This is a genomic window from Algibacter sp. R77976 (genome assembly GCF_044594645.1).
Lineage (GTDB): Bacteria > Bacteroidota > Bacteroidia > Flavobacteriales > Flavobacteriaceae > Algibacter_B.
On record NZ_CP138989.1, the window covers coordinates 1807284 to 1824929 of the forward strand.

General features: G+C 32.0%; 20 protein-coding genes and 1 tRNA gene. 11 read left to right on the forward strand and 10 right to left on the reverse strand.

What is annotated here, in order from left to right:
• Position 1 precedes the first annotated feature (1 nt).
• Positions 2-1393 carry a DUF1080 domain-containing protein gene (locus SJY43_RS07865; RefSeq protein ID WP_396603283.1) on the reverse strand — a complete coding sequence of 464 codons (1392 nt, stop codon included), beginning with the start codon at positions 1391-1393 and terminating at the stop codon, positions 2-4.
• Between the two features lie 200 nt (positions 1394-1593).
• Between SJY43_RS07865 and SJY43_RS07870 the strand changes: the two genes are divergently transcribed.
• Positions 1594-1980, forward strand: coding sequence for a hypothetical protein (locus SJY43_RS07870; protein WP_396603284.1), 387 nt, complete (start codon positions 1594-1596; stop codon positions 1978-1980).
• A 77-nt stretch (positions 1981-2057) separates the two neighbouring features.
• Here SJY43_RS07870 and SJY43_RS07875 read toward each other — a convergent pair whose 3' ends face one another.
• On the reverse strand, positions 2058-2528 hold the full coding sequence (locus SJY43_RS07875) for a hypothetical protein (RefSeq protein ID WP_396603285.1): 471 nt from the start codon (positions 2526-2528) through the stop codon (positions 2058-2060).
• Between the two features lie 323 nt (positions 2529-2851).
• Here SJY43_RS07875 and trxB point away from each other — a divergent pair, with 323 nt between their 5' ends.
• On the forward strand, positions 2852-3832 hold the full coding sequence (gene trxB / locus SJY43_RS07880; protein WP_396603286.1) for a thioredoxin-disulfide reductase: 981 nt from the start codon (positions 2852-2854) through the stop codon (positions 3830-3832).
• Between the two features lie 99 nt (positions 3833-3931).
• Positions 3932-4006 (forward strand) — tRNA-Pro (locus SJY43_RS07885).
• Positions 4007-4234: 228 nt separating this feature from the next.
• Here SJY43_RS07885 and SJY43_RS07890 read toward each other — a convergent pair.
• The 5 genes from SJY43_RS07890 to SJY43_RS07910 form a co-directional block, all read right to left on the reverse strand.
• Complete coding sequence (locus SJY43_RS07890) at positions 4235-5071, reverse strand: GIN domain-containing protein (protein WP_396603287.1); 837 nt, start codon at positions 5069-5071, stop codon at positions 4235-4237.
• A 147-nt stretch (positions 5072-5218) separates the two neighbouring features.
• The gene (locus SJY43_RS07895) at positions 5219-5947 is read right to left on the reverse strand and encodes a head GIN domain-containing protein (protein ID WP_396603288.1); all 729 of its coding nucleotides are present in this window, start codon (positions 5945-5947) and stop codon (positions 5219-5221) included.
• Between the two features lie 102 nt (positions 5948-6049).
• Positions 6050-7840, reverse strand: a complete 1791-nt coding sequence (locus SJY43_RS07900) for a PspC domain-containing protein (protein WP_396603289.1) — start codon at positions 7838-7840, stop codon at positions 6050-6052.
• Complete coding sequence (locus SJY43_RS07905; protein WP_396603290.1) at positions 7837-8178, reverse strand: PadR family transcriptional regulator; 342 nt, start codon at positions 8176-8178, stop codon at positions 7837-7839. The genes SJY43_RS07900 and SJY43_RS07905 overlap by 4 nt, the downstream gene beginning before the upstream one ends.
• Positions 8179-8433: 255 nt before the next feature.
• Entirely contained in the window at positions 8434-8880 is a 447-nt protein-coding gene (locus tag SJY43_RS07910) for a DUF4870 domain-containing protein (RefSeq protein WP_396603291.1), read from the reverse strand.
• A gap of 158 nt (positions 8881-9038) precedes the next feature.
• Here SJY43_RS07910 and SJY43_RS07915 point away from each other — a divergent pair, with 158 nt between their 5' ends.
• The 7 genes from SJY43_RS07915 to SJY43_RS07945 all read left to right on the forward strand — a co-directional run bounded on the left by SJY43_RS07915 (position 9039) and on the right by SJY43_RS07945 (position 14345).
• Positions 9039-9494 carry a DUF4442 domain-containing protein gene (locus SJY43_RS07915; protein ID WP_396603292.1) on the forward strand — a complete coding sequence of 152 codons (456 nt, stop codon included), beginning with the start codon at positions 9039-9041 and terminating at the stop codon, positions 9492-9494.
• A 268-nt stretch (positions 9495-9762) separates the two neighbouring features.
• On the forward strand, positions 9763-10563 hold the full coding sequence (locus SJY43_RS07920) for a TIGR00266 family protein (RefSeq protein WP_396603293.1): 801 nt from the start codon (positions 9763-9765) through the stop codon (positions 10561-10563).
• A gap of 120 nt (positions 10564-10683) precedes the next feature.
• The gene (locus SJY43_RS07925) at positions 10684-10881 is read left to right on the forward strand and encodes a hypothetical protein (protein ID WP_396603399.1); all 198 of its coding nucleotides are present in this window, start codon (positions 10684-10686) and stop codon (positions 10879-10881) included.
• 166 nt (positions 10882-11047) lie between these two features.
• A complete protein-coding gene (locus SJY43_RS07930) occupies positions 11048-11356 on the forward strand; it encodes a hypothetical protein (protein ID WP_396603294.1) in 309 nt (102 codons plus the stop codon).
• A 117-nt stretch (positions 11357-11473) separates the two neighbouring features.
• Positions 11474-12268: an MbnP family protein gene (locus SJY43_RS07935; RefSeq protein ID WP_396603295.1), complete on the forward strand. Its 795-nt coding sequence runs from the start codon at positions 11474-11476 to the stop codon at positions 12266-12268.
• A gap of 54 nt (positions 12269-12322) precedes the next feature.
• Positions 12323-13369: a cytochrome-c peroxidase gene (locus SJY43_RS07940; protein ID WP_396603296.1), complete on the forward strand. Its 1047-nt coding sequence runs from the start codon at positions 12323-12325 to the stop codon at positions 13367-13369.
• Positions 13347-14345 (forward strand): hypothetical protein, encoded by a 999-nt coding sequence (locus SJY43_RS07945; protein WP_396603297.1) that lies wholly within the window; start codon positions 13347-13349, stop codon positions 14343-14345. Before SJY43_RS07940 ends, SJY43_RS07945 begins: the two co-directional genes overlap by 23 nt.
• 17 nt (positions 14346-14362) lie before the next feature.
• On the opposite strand, the gene SJY43_RS07950 is transcribed toward SJY43_RS07945, so the two are convergent.
• A complete protein-coding gene (locus SJY43_RS07950) occupies positions 14363-15304 on the reverse strand; it encodes a hydrogen peroxide-inducible genes activator (protein ID WP_396603298.1) in 942 nt (313 codons plus the stop codon).
• Between the two features lie 100 nt (positions 15305-15404).
• Between SJY43_RS07950 and SJY43_RS07955 the strand changes: the two genes are divergently transcribed.
• The gene (locus tag SJY43_RS07955) at positions 15405-15878 is read left to right on the forward strand and encodes a Dps family protein (protein WP_396603299.1); all 474 of its coding nucleotides are present in this window, start codon (positions 15405-15407) and stop codon (positions 15876-15878) included.
• Between the two features lie 103 nt (positions 15879-15981).
• Here SJY43_RS07955 and SJY43_RS07960 read toward each other — a convergent pair whose 3' ends face one another.
• Together SJY43_RS07960 and SJY43_RS07965 are read right to left on the reverse strand one after the other, a co-directional pair.
• Positions 15982-16404, reverse strand: coding sequence for a DUF2141 domain-containing protein (locus tag SJY43_RS07960; protein WP_396603300.1), 423 nt, complete (start codon positions 16402-16404; stop codon positions 15982-15984).
• Between the two features lie 242 nt (positions 16405-16646).
• Positions 16647-17612, reverse strand: coding sequence for an IS110 family transposase (locus SJY43_RS07965; protein ID WP_396602472.1), 966 nt, complete (start codon positions 17610-17612; stop codon positions 16647-16649).
• Positions 17613-17646 lie beyond the last annotated feature (34 nt).

Sequence of the window (17646 nt, forward strand, 5' to 3'; positions counted from 1 at the left end):
TTTATTCTTTAGTGTTATTAATAGGGTGAATTTTTACGTTTTTAAAAGAAACTAGATCACCATGGTCCTGTAATAAAATTTGTCCTTTATCTAATTCACCAAAATTAGGCCATTTTACATATTTGCTTTCTGATACTAATTTTCGGTATGCATCACTTTTTCTTTCATACTCTAATACCTTTGCACCATTTAGCCAATGCTCCACATGATTGTCTTTTGAAATAATATAGGCTGTGTTCCACGCTCCAACAGGATTTATAGGTTTGTCTAAATCGGCCTGAATTAAATCATATAAAGAACTTACAGTTCTACTTCCTTCATGATTTCCTAATTTGGCATCAGGATGTAAATCATCATCTAAAATCTGATATTCCAATCCTATAGAAGACCCAGGTCCTTTATTGATGTTTGAATCAACATAATATTTTATACCACTATTTCCACCTGGTGACACTTTAAAATCAACCGTTAATTCAAAATCGCCATATAATTCTTTAGTAACAATATCACCACCATTTCGTGATTCTCCTCCTCCGGAAGCCAAGACTGTTAATTCACCATTTTCAATTTTCCAACCATTTTCTGGGAATTTATCTAGTTTAGCTCCGCGCCAACCATTTGTAGTTTCTCCATCCCATAATAATTGCCAACCTTGTTTTTCTTCATTAATAGTTAATTGGTTTTTTGTAATAATTGGTTTTAAAGGTGATTTTTTAGAATACTTAGAAACACTATCTGTAATAATTTTAATGTTTTTCCATATAATTTCTGTGCCGTCTTGTTTATCATCATGAATACTATGTACTTGCAAACAAATAAATCCGCTTGCGGTTTTTTCGTCAACTAAATGCGCTGCTGGTGTTCCATTTACCCATGTTTTTAAAGTATCACCTATAGCTTCTATGCGGTAATGATTCCAATCATTTTGTTTAAAAGCCTTTTGAGCTTCAGGGTTATCTGTTAAAGGATTCAACCAGCCACGTCTGGCTTCATCATAAATTCCACCACTCCAAGCTCTTTTAGATGGGTCTATTTCAACTTGGTATCCATGTACACGGCCATCTCTGTAATGCGGGAAACTATTACTGCGTATTTGTATACCAGAATTCATAGTAGAATCAACTTTAAAGTCTAATTCTAAAATAAAGTCATTATACATTTTATCTGTGGTTAAAAAAGAGTTTGGGGTATCATGAACTGTGGTTCCAACAATGCTTTTATCTCTCACGGTATATGTAGCTTTACCTCCTTTTTGATGCCATCCGTTAAGCGTTTCACCATCAATTAAATTAACCCACGGAACATCTTGTTTCGCGTTTTTTGTACAACTTAAACACAAAATTGCTGTTAAAAGTATTACTGTGTTTTTGTAATAATGTCGTGGTGTTTTCATGTTATGATAGTTTTATTTTTACTAAAATACTTGTTTGCGTTGATTTTTTCATGGACATATTAATCTAAACCATGAATGAATTAAACTAGTAAGTCTTTAAATTTAAAAAAAAATGCTTTAAAACTAACAGTTTAATAAATTCTTTTACATTTATGGGTGTCGTCCTTTGTCTTAATAGAATCCTGTAAACATAGAAAGATATGAAATTAAATAGCATTCTTAAAAGTAGCATTTTTGCAATAAGTTTTATTCTAGTCGTTCTAGTTTCTTGTAAAAACGAACAAAAAGTAATACCCGCATCTGAAAACCTGCAATTTGTAGATAAAGTATACCCTTTGCTAGACACAGAAAATTCAAGATGGTTTTTGTTTTCTTCCGCTAGTCGTCCGTTTGGTATGGTGAACTTAAGTCCAGATAACCAAATAGGTGGTGCTTGGGGAAGCGGATATCGTTACAAAACAGATACTATAAAAGGGTTTAGCCACATTCATGCCTGGCAAATGTCAGGTGTATCTTTAATGCCGGTAACCATTTCTAAAACGAATAAAACGACTATTAAATTAACAATTTTATTCTGGAAACTTTAGTTTATTGAATACATTTTTACTTCATATAATCTATCTGTACAGTAGTAATTGATAAAAATATAACAAATGAAAAAAGATTACTCTAACCGAATGTAATTTTCTGAAATAATAGGATGTCCTAAACTATCAATCTCTGTTTGGCTAAATTCGTTTTCACTAATAGTAACATTAAAACTAAATTCCGTTTTTTCCTTTATAACTTCGTTCATCGATTTAGATCCATAATCTAAAACTTCAGTCAAAACACCTTCTTCAACAGTATAATCGCCATAAGCAAACCAATCAATAGTATCGAAAATTCGAGTTCTACTCCACATAACTTTTGTTTTCGAATACATCTTTATTTGTTTATTGTCATTTGAAGTCAATATGGTATCTGCAACTCCGTTTTCTCCATAGTTTATAAAACTCACTAACTTCCATGCGCCTTCTAAACTATTAATTTCATTTGCTACCAGAACTTGATTATTTTCTACATTATCGACCTTTGGTTTATTGTTACAAGAATAAAATAGAATAATACAAATAATTAATGTGATTTTTTTCATGACTTTAAGTATTAGGAGGTTACGATACTAAAGTTACGAAAAAAACAAACACCAAACTTTTTATAATAATGCATTATTTAGTTATAGAAACTGTTGATAACTTAACTGTAAGGATTCAATCAAAAATTCTACTTTTGTAGTGAACTCATTTAAATGTTTTTGATTGTAGCGAAAATTAGCAATTTTGCGACCTATTGAATTTATTTTTGAGTTTCATAGCACCGCTACGGAATGAAAAAAAGATGAGAATAGGGTGTGAAAAGGCAATTTTTTAGCCAATTAGAAAAAGTTTAAACGAGTTCAATATAAATTTAATAGCAATTATGTCTGATACAATAGAAAAAGTTAAATGCTTAATTATAGGTTCTGGTCCAGCAGGTTATACTGCGGCAATTTATGCAGCTAGAGCAAACATGAGTCCTGTTTTATATCAAGGTACACAGCCGGGAGGGCAGTTAACAACAACAAATGAAGTTGAAAATTTCCCTGGTTATCCAGAAGGTGTTACAGGACCGGAAATGATGATGCAATTACAAGCTCAAGCACAACGTTTTGAAGCTGATATTCGTGACGGTTGGATAACAAAAGTGGATTTTTCTGGTGATGTACACAAAGTGTGGGTTAATGAAGAGAAAGAAATTCATTGTGATACCGTAATTATTTCTACTGGAGCATCTGCCAAATATTTAGGTTTAGATTCTGAACAGAAATATTTAAAATTAGGTGGAGGAGTTTCGGCATGTGCTGTATGTGATGGATTCTTTTACAGAAATCATGAAGTAGTAATAGTTGGTGCTGGAGATTCTGCTTGTGAAGAAGCACATTATTTATCTAAACTTTGTAAAAAAGTAACAATGTTAGTGCGTAGAGATGAGTTTAGAGCTTCTAAAATTATGGCTGCAAGAGTAGCGAATACTGAAAATATTGAGATTTTATTCAATACAGAAACCGATGAGGTTCTAGGTGACGGACAAGTAGTAACTGGCGTACGCGTTTTTAATAATAAAACGAACGAGAAACACGATATTGAAGCTACTGGGTTTTTCGTTGCTATTGGTCATAAACCAAATACAGATATCTTTAAAGGATTTTTAGAATTAGACGAAACGGGTTATATTATTAATACTCCTGGATCATCTAAAACTAATATAGAAGGTGTATTTGTTTCTGGTGATGCTGCAGATCATGTTTACAGACAAGCAGTAACTGCTGCTGGAACTGGTTGCATGGCAGCCTTGGATGCAGAACGATATTTAGCAGCTAAAGATTCCACATTCGAAGTGTCAACCCCTTCTTATAATTAAGAAAGAAATATAATTTTTTTAAAAGAAAGCCAAAGTAATTTACTTTGGCTTTCTTGTGTTTTGTATTTGTTTGAAAATATGTTTTCTTTGAAATTAATTCGGGATGTGGCGCAGTCCGGTTAGCGTACACGGCTGGGGGCCGTGTGGTCGCAGGTTCAAATCCTGTCATCCCGACTAAATCATAACGTCAAATTTATGTAGAAAGCTTATTTTATAAAGTGAATTTGAGGTTAGGATTTGCAATGAGGGTTTATTAGGATTATTTAAATCCTGTCATCCCGACTAAATCATAACCTCAAATTTATGTAGAAAGCTTACTTTATAAAGTGAATTTGAGGTTAGGATTTGCAATGAGGGTTTATTAGGATTATTTAAATCCTGTCATCCCGACTAAATAATAAACTATTTAACTTTCTTCTGTAGTTTAGATGTATCTGAAAGTTTATTTATTACAATTTTAGGATTCTGGTATAAATAGATAGAACTTGCTCCTGATGCATCAATTGTAATTGCTTCTAACACCTCTAAATGAGCATCGCTACTTATATTGCAAACCACATCGCAAGTATTAATAGTAAAGTTTTTTCCGTCGAATTCAGTATTATTATCTAACTCTATTTTTGCTATTTTACTCGATCCTTCAATATTTGCATCTGCTCTTTGGTAAAGTGTGGTGTAAATTTCGGACGTATTTATTAAAGCTTCAAGTTTACTGTTGCCACTCATTGTTAAAGCGCAGTTTTCACTTGTTAGGTTTAATTTTACTTTAGATTTATCATCACTATCAAAACTAAAATTTTCAGATTTAATAGTTAGTCCGGCTTTTGAAGATCCTCTGGTTTTTAAAGATCCATCCTCTAAATCTATGGTTGATAAAGATTGTATTTCAGCATCATCTGTAGTTACAATATGTTTTAAAGCATCATTATATGTTGCTTTAATTTTTAACTTTTTTTTAGACGTGATTTTTATTGTTTTATTAAAAGTAAGCACGCTATCTATAACCTGAAATTCTATAAACTCATGTAAATTCTCATCTGTTTCTATTTGAACATAAGGTTCAACATCATAAATAATTTCAATTTCAAAATCTTCATCTAAAGCTATGGTATGAAAAGATTCAATATTGGTTTGTTGAATGGTAACATTTCTATTGCCTTTAATTTTTTCTGTACTTTGAGCAGAACAAAATGAGAATGAGAGTAGACCAAAAAAAAGAATTATGAGGAAATTTTTCATTTTAAAAAGGGTTAATTACTTAATGTGTTACTAGTTAGACACATTACTTTGCGTATCGGTCACTAACAAATATATGACAAAAACCATTTCAAGCTTTCTATTAAAGCTTGAAATGGTTTTAAAATCAGTTGGTTATTGGTGGTTGTTCTATTTTTGATTTACACTTCCGGAGCTACTATCACTTTTATCAACATTTTCAGGATTACCATAATATTTAATATCGCCACCGCTTGATGCTCTAGCCGTTAGCGCTTTTGATGTGTTTACGGTAATGTCTGCTCCGCTAGAAGCTTTAACTTCACTCGATTCGGCCATTAGGTCGGCCGCTCTAATATCGCTTCCGCTAGAAGCTTCAGCATATAGTTTAACTGTTTTTCCAGAAAGCCTTATATCACTACCACTTGAAGAATCACAGTTTAAAACTGTGGTGTTAACATTAAGTTTAATGTCACTTCCGCTTGACGATTTTAATTCTAATCGTTCTGCCTGTATCGTATTGGTTGAATATACATCGCTTCCACTTGAAGATTTTATACTCGATATATCTCTAAAACTAACATGTACTTTTTTCGATGTGGACCAGCCAATATTTTCTTTAGTATGAATCCTTAAAACACCGTTTTCAATATCAGTTAAAATAATGTCGTGTAAGTTTTCATCAGCTTCAACGCTAATACTTTCGTTATCACTTTGTGTTAAATAAACATCCAAACCTTCGGCAGCTTTAATAGCTGTAAAAGATTCGTTAATAGCTCGTTCTTCTGTTACTACTTCTCCGTTTCCTTTTACGCCTGTGCTAAGGTTCATGTCGAAGTTACAGGAGAAAAGTGTTAAACTTAATACGGTGGCAATAATAAATTTGATTAGTGTGGTCATGATTTTTGTTTTTTGATGATTAATAGTTAATTCAAATATCTAATTTTTGGTTCTGTTTGATTAATTTAAATATCTGAGTTGTTGTATTTTAATGATGAGTTGTTAGTTTTCATTTTCTATGATCTCAACCCCATCAGAATTAATGTTTAGTCTTACTTCGTGCGATTGTGCTTTAATGCCAGTTTCATCTATTTTTAAGTTACCATCGTCAGAGTTAATTTCTATCCCATTATCATTAATTTTAAGCTTTGATGTATTCACTTTTACTTCGAAGTCTTCCTCTGGGCAGTCTAAACATTCTGTATCTTCATTTAGAATTTTTAGATAGTGATTGGTATCATCTCTAGAAACAATGTTTCCATCGTAAGTTCTATAGTTTAAATAGTGTTTTGTTGTATTATTAAAATACACAACAGTATTTTCTGGTAAATAAAGCACCACATCTACTTCTTGATCACTAAACTTATTACTTGGGTCTGTGGTTAAATAAGAATCTAAAAGTAAGGTGCTGTTTTTAAGATTAAAATTATAATTTATGTTTTTTGCACGTTCAATGGCTCTTTCATAATCTCTGCCATCAGCTCTTTTTCTTATTGCTATTCTAGCTACAGAATCTGTTGTAGATTTTACTATTATATCAATATCAGAAGAATACAAAACCTTGTCACCATTATCATTATAAGCCAGTTTAAATTTATCATGACGGTAATGTTCAGAATTAAAATTATCATTACTCACCATTTTTATATTTAAAGTGTCGTTTGCTGTTGTTGGCAATTCTGTTTTTACCGTATAACTTTCTTCAAAAGCATGTTCGCTAGCTTGTCTAACTCCAAAAACAATTAAGGCTATAATGGAAATAAGCCATAAACCAAGTAGTGTGAATTTAGCAATATTACCAATCGACTTTAAATTGTTAATTAAAATCTTTAACCCTAAATAAAACAAGAAAAAGAATGGGATTCCAACCGCAAAAAACGAAAATAAAGATACAAGCCAAATTGGAGTATCTCCGGCATTTGCCATTTCTACTAAGTCTAAACCAGGAATATGTATAACGTCTGCTACTCCAACAGAAAATAATCCTATTACTAGAGCAATTAATGCGGCAGCACCAACTATTATAAGTATAACACCTATAAATTTGGCAATCACTTTAAAGAAAAACATAAATATATCGCCAATAGTATCAAAAAAAGATCTTGACGACGATTTAATGGAGTTTCCCGTTTTTTTTACATCTACATTTTTGGCAGCATTCGAAACCGAATCCGAAACATTTTTGGCAACATCACTTACCGTTTCTGTAACCGTATCAAACCCGTCTTTAATTTTTTTTTCAATGTTGCTAATGTTAACAGGTTCTCCCGTCATCATTATTTTTTCGGCAGTTGTAGTAGCTTCGGGTACTAAAATCCAAAGTAAAATATAAAGTAAAATACCAGTTCCTGCTCCAAATATTAATAAGATCCAAGCTAAACGAATCCAAATGGCATCAATACCAAAATAATGCGATAACCCCGAAGATACACCGCCAATATAAGAGTTGTCTGTATCTCTAAATAACTTTCTAGATTTAGTAGATCTGGTTCTATAATTCGGTTGTGGTTCATCATCAAATATCTCGTCATCTACAAGGTAATCTTCAGGTTGTCCCATTACAGAAATAACTTCGTCTACCTCTTTAATTCTAATAACTTGTTTATCGTTTTGCACACGCTCTGTAAAAAGTTCGGCAATTCGTGCTTCTATATCTGCTATAATTTCAGACTGCCCTTGCGAGTCAGTAAACGAACGTTTTATAGCCTCCAGATAGCGTTGCAATTTTAAGTACGCATCCTCATCTATATGAAAAAATATACCTGCTAAATTTATGTTGACTGTTTTATTCATTTTTTTGTTGTTTTTTGGCTTGTTACTATCGTTACTGCATTGTGTAATTCACTCCAAGTGGTGTTCAATTCATTTAAAAATAACTTTCCGGTTTCGGTTAAACCGTAATATTTTCTTGGAGGTCCAGAGGTCGATTCTTCCCATCTGTAGTTTAAAAGTCCTGCGTTTTTAAGTCGTGTTAATAAAGGGTAAATAGTACCTTCTACCACCAGCAACTTCGCATCTTTTAAGGTGCCCAGAATCTCTGCTACATAAGCGTCTTCGTCTTTCAAGACCGAGAGTATGCAGAATTCCAATACGCCTTTACGCATCTGTGCTTTTGTGTTTTCTATCTTCATGTTCTAAAGCGTTTTAATGTTGTGAAACTGTTCATTTTTTGATTGATTTGATTGATTGTTATATTGATGAAATTTTTTACGTTGTCACTTCGAGTGTTCCGAAATTATTTCGGGATGTATCGAGAAGTTGGGCGTTACCACAAGGGTCGGGCTTTCTCTACTCGCTCCCTCCTTCGTCGGGGAGCTCAAACATGCCGTTCAATCCCTAACGCGGGTATATCAGCCATTTATATGTTTCTTTATAAGTGTCATTGCTTATTTTAAAAAGTTAATAGTTAACGGGTAATTATAAACCTGTCCGTCTCTAGCTTTTAAGCTGGCAACTATTATTAGCACCAACTCAATAATAAAACCAATTACTGCAATAACTCCCAAAGCACCGCCAATATATAATAGAGGAGAAGGCTTCCCAATATTAACATGAAAACTTTCAAACCCATTAAAATCTATAAAGTCAATACCATTAAATATTTTAAAAATAAAAAACGGAATGGTTAGGGTTCCTAAAATTATGGCATAAAGAAAAACACTTATCTGAAAATTAATAATCTGTTTTCCGTTGCTATCTATAAATTCAGATTTATCTTTATTTGCAAGCCATAATACTATAGGGCCAATAAAGTTTCCAAACGGAATAAAGAATCTACTAAAGGTAGATAAATGAATAAAAGTGGCGATGTTTTTTTGATGATTGTCTAACATGATTTTATTGATTGATTAAAAACATATAATAGTTTCTTATGCAAATATATGTCTAAAAGAAGGTACTTTGTTACGCATAGTACTAAAAATTAACAAAACATTAACATTTAGTGGTGCGGAATAATTTCATAACTTAGTGGAAAATTAAAAGATATATAATGATGTTAACACCAAGAAAACTAAACGCTTATACTATGTTTAAGCTGCCTTCGGCTTATTTCTGTGGGATAAGAACTAAACATATTGATAATGAAAAATGTATAGTAGGCGTGAAGTTTAAATGGATAAACCAAAACCCATTTAAGTCTATGTTTTGGGCAGTACAAGGTATGGCAGCAGAGTTTTCTACGGGCGCGTTAATGATAAGTAAGATACAAGAATCTGGCAAACGCATATCAATGTTAGTCACTTCAAACAATGCTACGTTTACAAAAAAGGCAGTTGGTAAAATAAAATTTTCATGTCATGATGGAAAGGCTATCGACGAGGTACTTAAAAAAGCAATCGAAACAGGAGAAGGACAAACCCTATGGATGCAATCTGTTGGTGTAAACGAAGAAGGTATAGTGGTTTCTACGTTTAATTTTGAGTGGAGTGTAAAGGTTAAGAGTTAAGTTGTTTGTCGTAAAATCGTTAAGTTGAGATACAGTTAGACAACAAACATTATAACAATAAACATAAAGTCAAGTTGCACTTTGCGTCTTTGCGCGAAAAAATAAGTAAAGTCGATTAGTTTCTATACAGCTTAAGAACAAACAACCAACAACAAACACATAAGAGTAAGTTTTTGGAATTTAGTTTTTGTTATTTGGAATTTTAGAAATTTTGTAACAAAACTCAAAACAAATCAACATATAAACGAATCAACAAAAAACATAAAAAATGACAGCACACGAAATTGACTATCGTATCTACGGCGAAGAAATGCAATACGTAGAAATTGAACTAGACCCACAAGAAGGCGTTGTAGCCGAAGCAGGAAGTTTTATGATGATGGACGACGGTATTAAAATGGAAACCATTTTTGGAGATGGCTCAGAGAAAGATACCAGCTTTATGGGCAAGATTTTAGGAGCAGGAAAACGCATCCTAACTGGCGAAAGTTTATTCATGACCGCTTTTTATAACGATCTTGTTGGGAAACGTAATGTATCATTTGCATCACCATACCCAGGAAAAATAATTCCAATAGATTTAACCGAGTTTGGAGGTAAGTTTATATGCCAAAAAGATGCATTCTTATGTGCAGCAAAAGGGGTAAGTGTAGGTATAGAGTTTTCTAAAAAATTAGGACGTGGTTTATTTGGCGGCGAAGGTTTTATTATGCAGAAACTAGAAGGCGATGGTATGGCATTTGTTCACGCTGGTGGAACTATGGCAAAAAAAGAATTACAAGCTGGCGAAACGTTGCGAGTAGATACCGGATGTATTGTTGGTTTCGACCAAAAGGTAGATTATGATATCGAATTTGTAGGCGGAATTAAGAATACCGTATTTGGTGGCGAAGGCTTGTTTTTTGCTAAACTTCAAGGACCTGGAACTGTATATGTACAATCTTTACCATTTAGCAGGTTAGCTGGTCGTGTTTTAGCAAGTGCTCCAAGAGCAGGTGGAAAAGATAAAGGTGAAGGTAGTATTCTTGGTGGTTTAGGCGATTTATTGGATGGAGATAATCGATTTTAAATGTTAATTAAACTATAAAATATTAGAATTGAATAATTTTTGATTAAATTTATAGTTCTAATAAAGAAGCCTATTATACAAATCTACTATTTATACAAACCTAAAACCTTAAAAAGAAACATGGCTAGAGCAATGCTAGAGTATACCAAAACTGTGCTTAATAAAGTGAGTTTTGATACAATGTTGTTTTGCAAAGAAGTACAAAAGGCACTAGACCGATTACTGCCTTATGAGATTGAAGAGCTTAAAATATTTATTCATTCTCTTGTACAGCAAAACCCCGAGTTAAATCGATGTTTAATTTATTTAAAACCATAAAAAAAAGCGACCCACGGGTCGCTTTTTTAGAATAAAATACCCATGTTTGGTTGAATAACTTCTTAAGTTAATTATCTTTGAAGCTTATATTTTTATATTGAAGAGACTTTATATATATATTCTTTTACTAGCTTTTATTGTAAAGCCTGTATATAATTTGTGCTTTTTGACTTACTATCAATTGAATACAGAATATATAACTGAGACTTTTTGTGAAAACAAAGAAAAAGTTGAATTAGCCTGTAATGGAAAATGCCACTTAGCGAAACAGTTACAAGCAGATACCAATCCTCAAGAAGAGAATAGTACTTCAATAATTCCAATAGAATTATTTTCTCTAGTGTTTATTGAAAAACCTGCGAATTTAAATTTATTTAAAAATCAACTTCATTTAAATAAAAACGTAAATAAACGTTATTTAAAAGGGTATACTTATACTTTTAATTATGAGTGTTTCAAACCGCCTATCGCCTAATTTAGTGCTCCAATTATAAGCAACCAAGCTTTTAAAAATCAAAAATTATTTTACAATTATTAATGCATGATACATCATTAAATGGTGCTATTTCATGTGTGGAAATTATACAAACAAATGAAATTAATAAAATTTACATTTGCGCTATTAGTATGCGCAGCGATTACATCTTGTTCTTCAGATGATAGTACAGAAGATTTAACAGGTCAAACGGGAGATATAGTTCTTAAATTCGATAATGGCGTTGGTGACCAAGACTTCATATTTGGAACATCTTACGATAAGTCTAACGACGAGTCATTTAAACTTGAAACATTAAAATATATAGTTAGTAATATTAGATTAACGGATAATGAAGGAAACACATTTATGTACCCTTCAGATAGTAATGTTTTTATAGTTAATGAAGCAGACGGTAATACTGCAGGTGAAATCTGGGTAACATTAAATGATATTGATGCTGCAAACTACACCGCAATAACTTTCGGGATTGGTATCGATCAAGAAAGGTTTGCCTTAGGAGCAGATGGTCAGGGAGATTTTTTAACCGAAGCACAAGATGAGGGTATGCTTTGGTCATGGGCGTCTGGTTATAAATTTATAAGATTTGACGGAACATATTCTACTAGTACAGTAACAGACGAAGGTTTAAATCTTCATATGGGAAGTGTAGGAACATCTCTAGATAATTATAAAGAAACGACGTTAAGTTTACCAAACGAGGTTTTGGTTAGAGAAGACAAAACTCCAGAAATACATATAAAAGCAGATATTATGATGGCTTTTGATGGTGTAACATCTGTAAGCTTTACCGATGGATATGATCAAGTACATGTTGATGCCGTTGAAACTCCAGTTATTGCAACCAATGTAGCTTCAATGTTTTCTGTGCACCATGTACATAATGACTAAATTTAATTCAAATCTATTAGGTGCTTTTTAGCATCTAATAGATTTACTTTTATTATGAAAAACGGAATTTTAGTTTTACTAATTTTAATAATCTGTTCTTGTTCAGAATCATCTCAAGATGATGGTTATGTACCTGTTCTTTTAGAGGTTGATATGCCATCTAATTTTCCAGAAATAGTTTATAATCTAGAAAATAACCAAGTAACAGAAGCAGGTTTTGAACTTGGTAAAAAGCTTTTTTACGAAGGCAAATTATCGGCTAACGATGCTATACCTTGTGCTTTTTGTCATGAACAAGCTTTTGCTTTTACACATCATGAACATACGGTAAGTCATGGTTTAAATGGTGGTGTTGGAACAAGAAATGCACAACCTATTCAGAATTTAGCATATCAATCTGAATTTATGTGGGATGGTGCATCTACACATTTAGACTTGCAACCCATTATACCTTTAACAAGCGAAGTTGAAATGGGGGAGACTTTAAGTAATGTGCTTTCTAAATTAAGTGCAGATAGTTATTATCAAGATCAATTTGCAAAAGCATTTGAAGATGGAGCAATTAACAGCGAGAATATGTTAAAAGCCTTATCTCAATTCATGATTATGATGGTGTCTTCAAACTCTAAATATGATAAATATGTTAGAAATGAAGACGATGTAACATTTACGGAAACCGAATTTGACGGTTTAGAAACTTTTAAAAATAAATGTGCTTCTTGCCATGCAACCGATTTGTTTACAGACCAAAGTTACAGAAACAACGGATTGCCTGTAAATCCTAGGTTAGATGATAAAGGCCGTTACGATATTTTCGAAAACCTCGATGATTTATACAAGTTTAAAGTACCAAGTTTAAGGAATATTGAAAAATCAAATCCGTACATGCACGATGGGCGTTTTTTAACTTTAGAAGCGGTATTAGATTTTTATAGTTCAGGTTTAGTTGAAAACGGAGGTATTGTAGATCCTGTTTTTGAAAAAGCAGATGGTTCGCTTGGTATTACACTTTCAGATTATGAAAAGGAATCACTAATTGTATTTCTTAAAACACTAACAGATAATGAGTTTTTAACAGATGAAAGATTTTCAGAATTTTAATAAAAGAGCCTTGTTATGTTTGTTTATAACCATGTTGGTATTCAATTTGAATGCGCATAACAATGAGCCTCCATGTGAAACTCATTTTTATCACGCTTTAAGTCCAGCCTGCGATTTATGCGGTTGCTCTACCAGTAGCGGTAGTTTTGGCTTTGGTACCTTAAGTAATGCTAATTTTGTTGGGTTGCGTTATATCTATCAAAATTTTGAATCTAAAGATGGTATTTTTAGTGATTCTCCTATTAGTAAAGAGACGTTTAATACCTACCAATTATGGGCGCAATTACCAATTAATGAGTCTTTTTATGTGAGTTTAAATGTGCCATATCAAGATTTAAGCAGAAAACGAGTAAATGCAAATACCGAGAATCTTAATGGTATAGGAGATGCTAGTGCTATTGGTTGGTATAAATTAAACTTTTATAAAAAAGAAAGTGATTCTTTAACGTTTAATACAGAACGCCTACCATCTGGACATTCTATACAATTTGGGTTGGGTGTTAAATTACCATCAGGTAAGTTTGAAGAGGCGCTCACAGAAAGTGTAAACCCTGGTTTTCAAGTAGGAACAGGTAGTTTTGATGGAGTATTGTCTGTTGGTTATAATTACGGATCTAACAAGTTTGGGTTAAATACTTTAATGACTTACTATGTTAAAGGTGAAAACAAAAATAATTACCAGTTTGGAAATCAGTTTAGTTACTCTGCTAACTTTTTTACTGCCATTTCAAAAGACACGTATAACATCATGCCGTTTTTTGGTCTTTCAGGTGATGTTTATGATAAAATAAAACAATATGACGAAACGCTTGCAGATACCGATGGCAATATTTTAAATGCCACCCTAGGTTCTGAGCTTGCTCTTGAAAAATTCATTTTTGGGATAAATTATACTTTACCCATATCGCAAAACTTATTTGGCGGTAATGTAGAGTCTAAAAATAGATTTTCCCTTTATGTTAATTTTGCCTTGTAGAAAATGTAATTAGTCTTTTATTTATTTGGTAAAGGGCTTACGATTTTCACATTCTGGAACGCAATAGCACCTCGTATTATTCCCGAAATTACATCTTGCAGAGCTTCTACAATTTGCATTTTTAGTTCGCTTTTATGATAAATAATACTCACTTCTCTAGCTGGCGATGGTTCGTTAAAGAAATGTAGGTTTGCTTTCTCTTTCTCGTTAATATCTAGTGTGTGTAAATAAGGAAGGAGCGTCATGCCTAAGCCTTCGTTAGAGAGTTTTATAAGTGTTTCAATACTTCCGCTTTCTAATTGAAATTGATCGTCAGAATGATCTTTGAATACTTTACAAAGATTAATTACACCATCTCTAAAACAATGCCCATCTTCAAGAAGAAGCATATCACTAATGTCTAAATCTGATACATCAATTTTTTTGTTTGAATGTAATCGATGCCCTTTAGGAATATAGCTAACAAAAGGTTCGAAATAAAGCACACGTTCTTTGATGGTTTCATCTTCTAAAGGTGTTGCAGCAATGGCAGCATCTAAATGCCCATCTTTAATTCTAGCTATAATCTCATCTGTAGTTAATTCTTCTATTTTAAGCTTTACTTTAGGATGCTTTTTTATAAAACTCTTTAAAAACATAGGAAGTAAAGTTGGCATTACGGTTGGTATAATACCAAGTTTAAATTCACCACCAATAAAGCCTTTTTGTTGGTCTACAATATCTTGTATACGATAAGATTCGTTAACAATATTTCTGGCTTGTGTTACTATTTTTTTACCAACCTCTGTAAGTTCAATTGGTTTTTTGCTTCTATCAAATATTTGAACATCTAATTGGTCTTCAAGTTTTTGAATTTGCATACTTAACGTAGGTTGTGTTACGAAGCATTTTGCAGCAGCTTTAGTGAAATTTTGGTTTTCAGCAACAGCTAATACATAATATAATTGGGTAATAGTCATGGTTATCAATTTAGGCTATAAAAATATAAAAACTATCAATAAAACTTATAGAAATTATCATTAATTATAAATTAAATTTGTAGTAATAAAAAACAACAATATGACACTATTAAATAGTATTGGTTTAGACACCAACAAGACACAAGATGTAGCAAACGATTTAAATAATCTATTGGCTAATTTTCAAATATATTACCAGAATTTAAGAGGAATACATTGGAATATTAAAGGAAAACGCTTTTTTGATTTACATGTAAAATTTGAAGAGCTTTATACAGATGCTAATTTGAAAGTAGATGAAATTGCCGAACGTATTTTAACTTTAGGAGAAACACCTTTACATACCTTCGAAGATTATTCTGCTCAAGCGCAAGTACCAGTTGGTAAAAATGTATCTGAAGATGAAAAAGCTGTTGAGTTAATTGTGGATTCGCTTTCTGAATTATTAAAAATTGAAAGACAGATTTTAGATAAATCTGGAGATGCTAATGATGAAGGAACAAATTCTTTAATGAGTGATTTTATTACTGAACAAGAAAAAACGGTGTGGATGATGAAAGCTTGGTTAAGTTAATACGTCTTAACTTAAACTAAATTAGTTTTTTACAATTTACACACTAAAATTAATTTATAAAGCGACCTTGTTTGAGGTCGCTTTTTGTGTTTATAAGTCGTTTTTAGAATATGATTTTTAAATCTAAATTTTCATTTTTTAATTCAAATTTGGCAGCAGCAAACTGTGGAGGCCCAAAACTCATTGGGTTATTAGACATGCCATAAGACTCTTTAGGCATGCCACTATCTTGATAATCCATTCTTTTATTTTCGTTTTCATCATGTAATGCCATAATCGCATAAGTTCCAGCTTCTATATTTTTAAAAGTTACGGTTATTTTTCCATCAACAATATTAGCTTCTGCAGTTTTAATGCCTTGCCCTTTCATAAAAGTATCTTCTGTGTGAAGCCCTAAAATAACTTTGCCATTATTATTTGTTATGTTTTCTATAGTTACAGTTATATCTTTTCCTGTTTTGCTGTCTTGTGCATTACTAAAGTTAATTGATAATACTAGTGCGATAATTAAAGTAAGTGTCTTCATGATGTATGGTTTTATTTGTTTTACACTTCAAATATCTAACACTAAACCAGTTTTCCATAATTGTTGTTACTGAGTTGTACGTTTTTAATGATGAGTTGTATTTTATTTAAAAAATGAGCTGGTAATATGCAGAAATCAATATAATTATATTTCTCTTAAGAAATTTAATATCGGTTTAGTGTATTACTTGACTTTGTAAAAAAATTCAGCTACCTAAGAACTGAGTTAAAAACCAAATAGTTTTAAGATAATTTTGAAACAAAATTACTATCATAAGGCAAACCACTCTTTGCTATTGCAAAAGCTTGTTTTAATAATTTGTTAGCAACCGCTATCATTGCTAGTTTTTTACTTTTTCCTTTTAAAACCAGTCTGTCAAAAATTGCTTTACATGCTTTATTGTATCTACATGCTGAAAATGCTGATAAAAACAACAACCTTCTAAGTTTTTTATTTCCTACTTTACTTATCCTACTTTTCCCCCTAACACTACTTCCAGATTGCCTTATAATTGGTGTTATACCAGCATAACTGCATAATTGAGAAGCTGTTTCAAATTTACTAAACCCATTTGTGACAACCACTAAAAACAAAGCCGTTTTAAGACCAATACCTGGTATGGTTTGTAGTAATGTTAATTGTTCTTGCTGTTCTTGCTTTACCAATTCCAAAAGTCTAGTTTCTATAACTTGAATCTCTTTTTGTAAATGCTTTAAGTTTCTGTTTAGTGATTTATAAACAGTCTTGGATGGAATACCTAAAACTTTTTCTCCATGAATTTTATTCTTTGTTGATGTACTCTGTTTTACATAAATATCCAATAATTGATATAACTGCAAACACTCACTCTGCACATCCGTTAAGGCATTATAAAGGGGGACTTCATTAATTGTCGCATAGTCAAAAATATAGCGAGCATCGCTTTTATCTGTCTTTATTTTTGCTAACTTCATCTGTATAAAACGTTTTACAGACAAAGGGTTAACTACTGAAACCAATACACCTTGATGATGTAAAAATTGTGCTAAACGGTAATGATAATAACCCGTAGCTTCCATTACCACTAAGGCTTCTTTGGATAAAATCTTTAATAGTTTTTTAAAGCCTTTTTCTTCATTCTTAAATTGAACGTATCCGTCTGCTTTAAAATAAACATCAAAAACACTTTTACTAATGTCTATGCCATAAATTTTTTTATCTTTATTCATAAGAATTGTGTTTTGGAAAGAACAGAAGCTACTT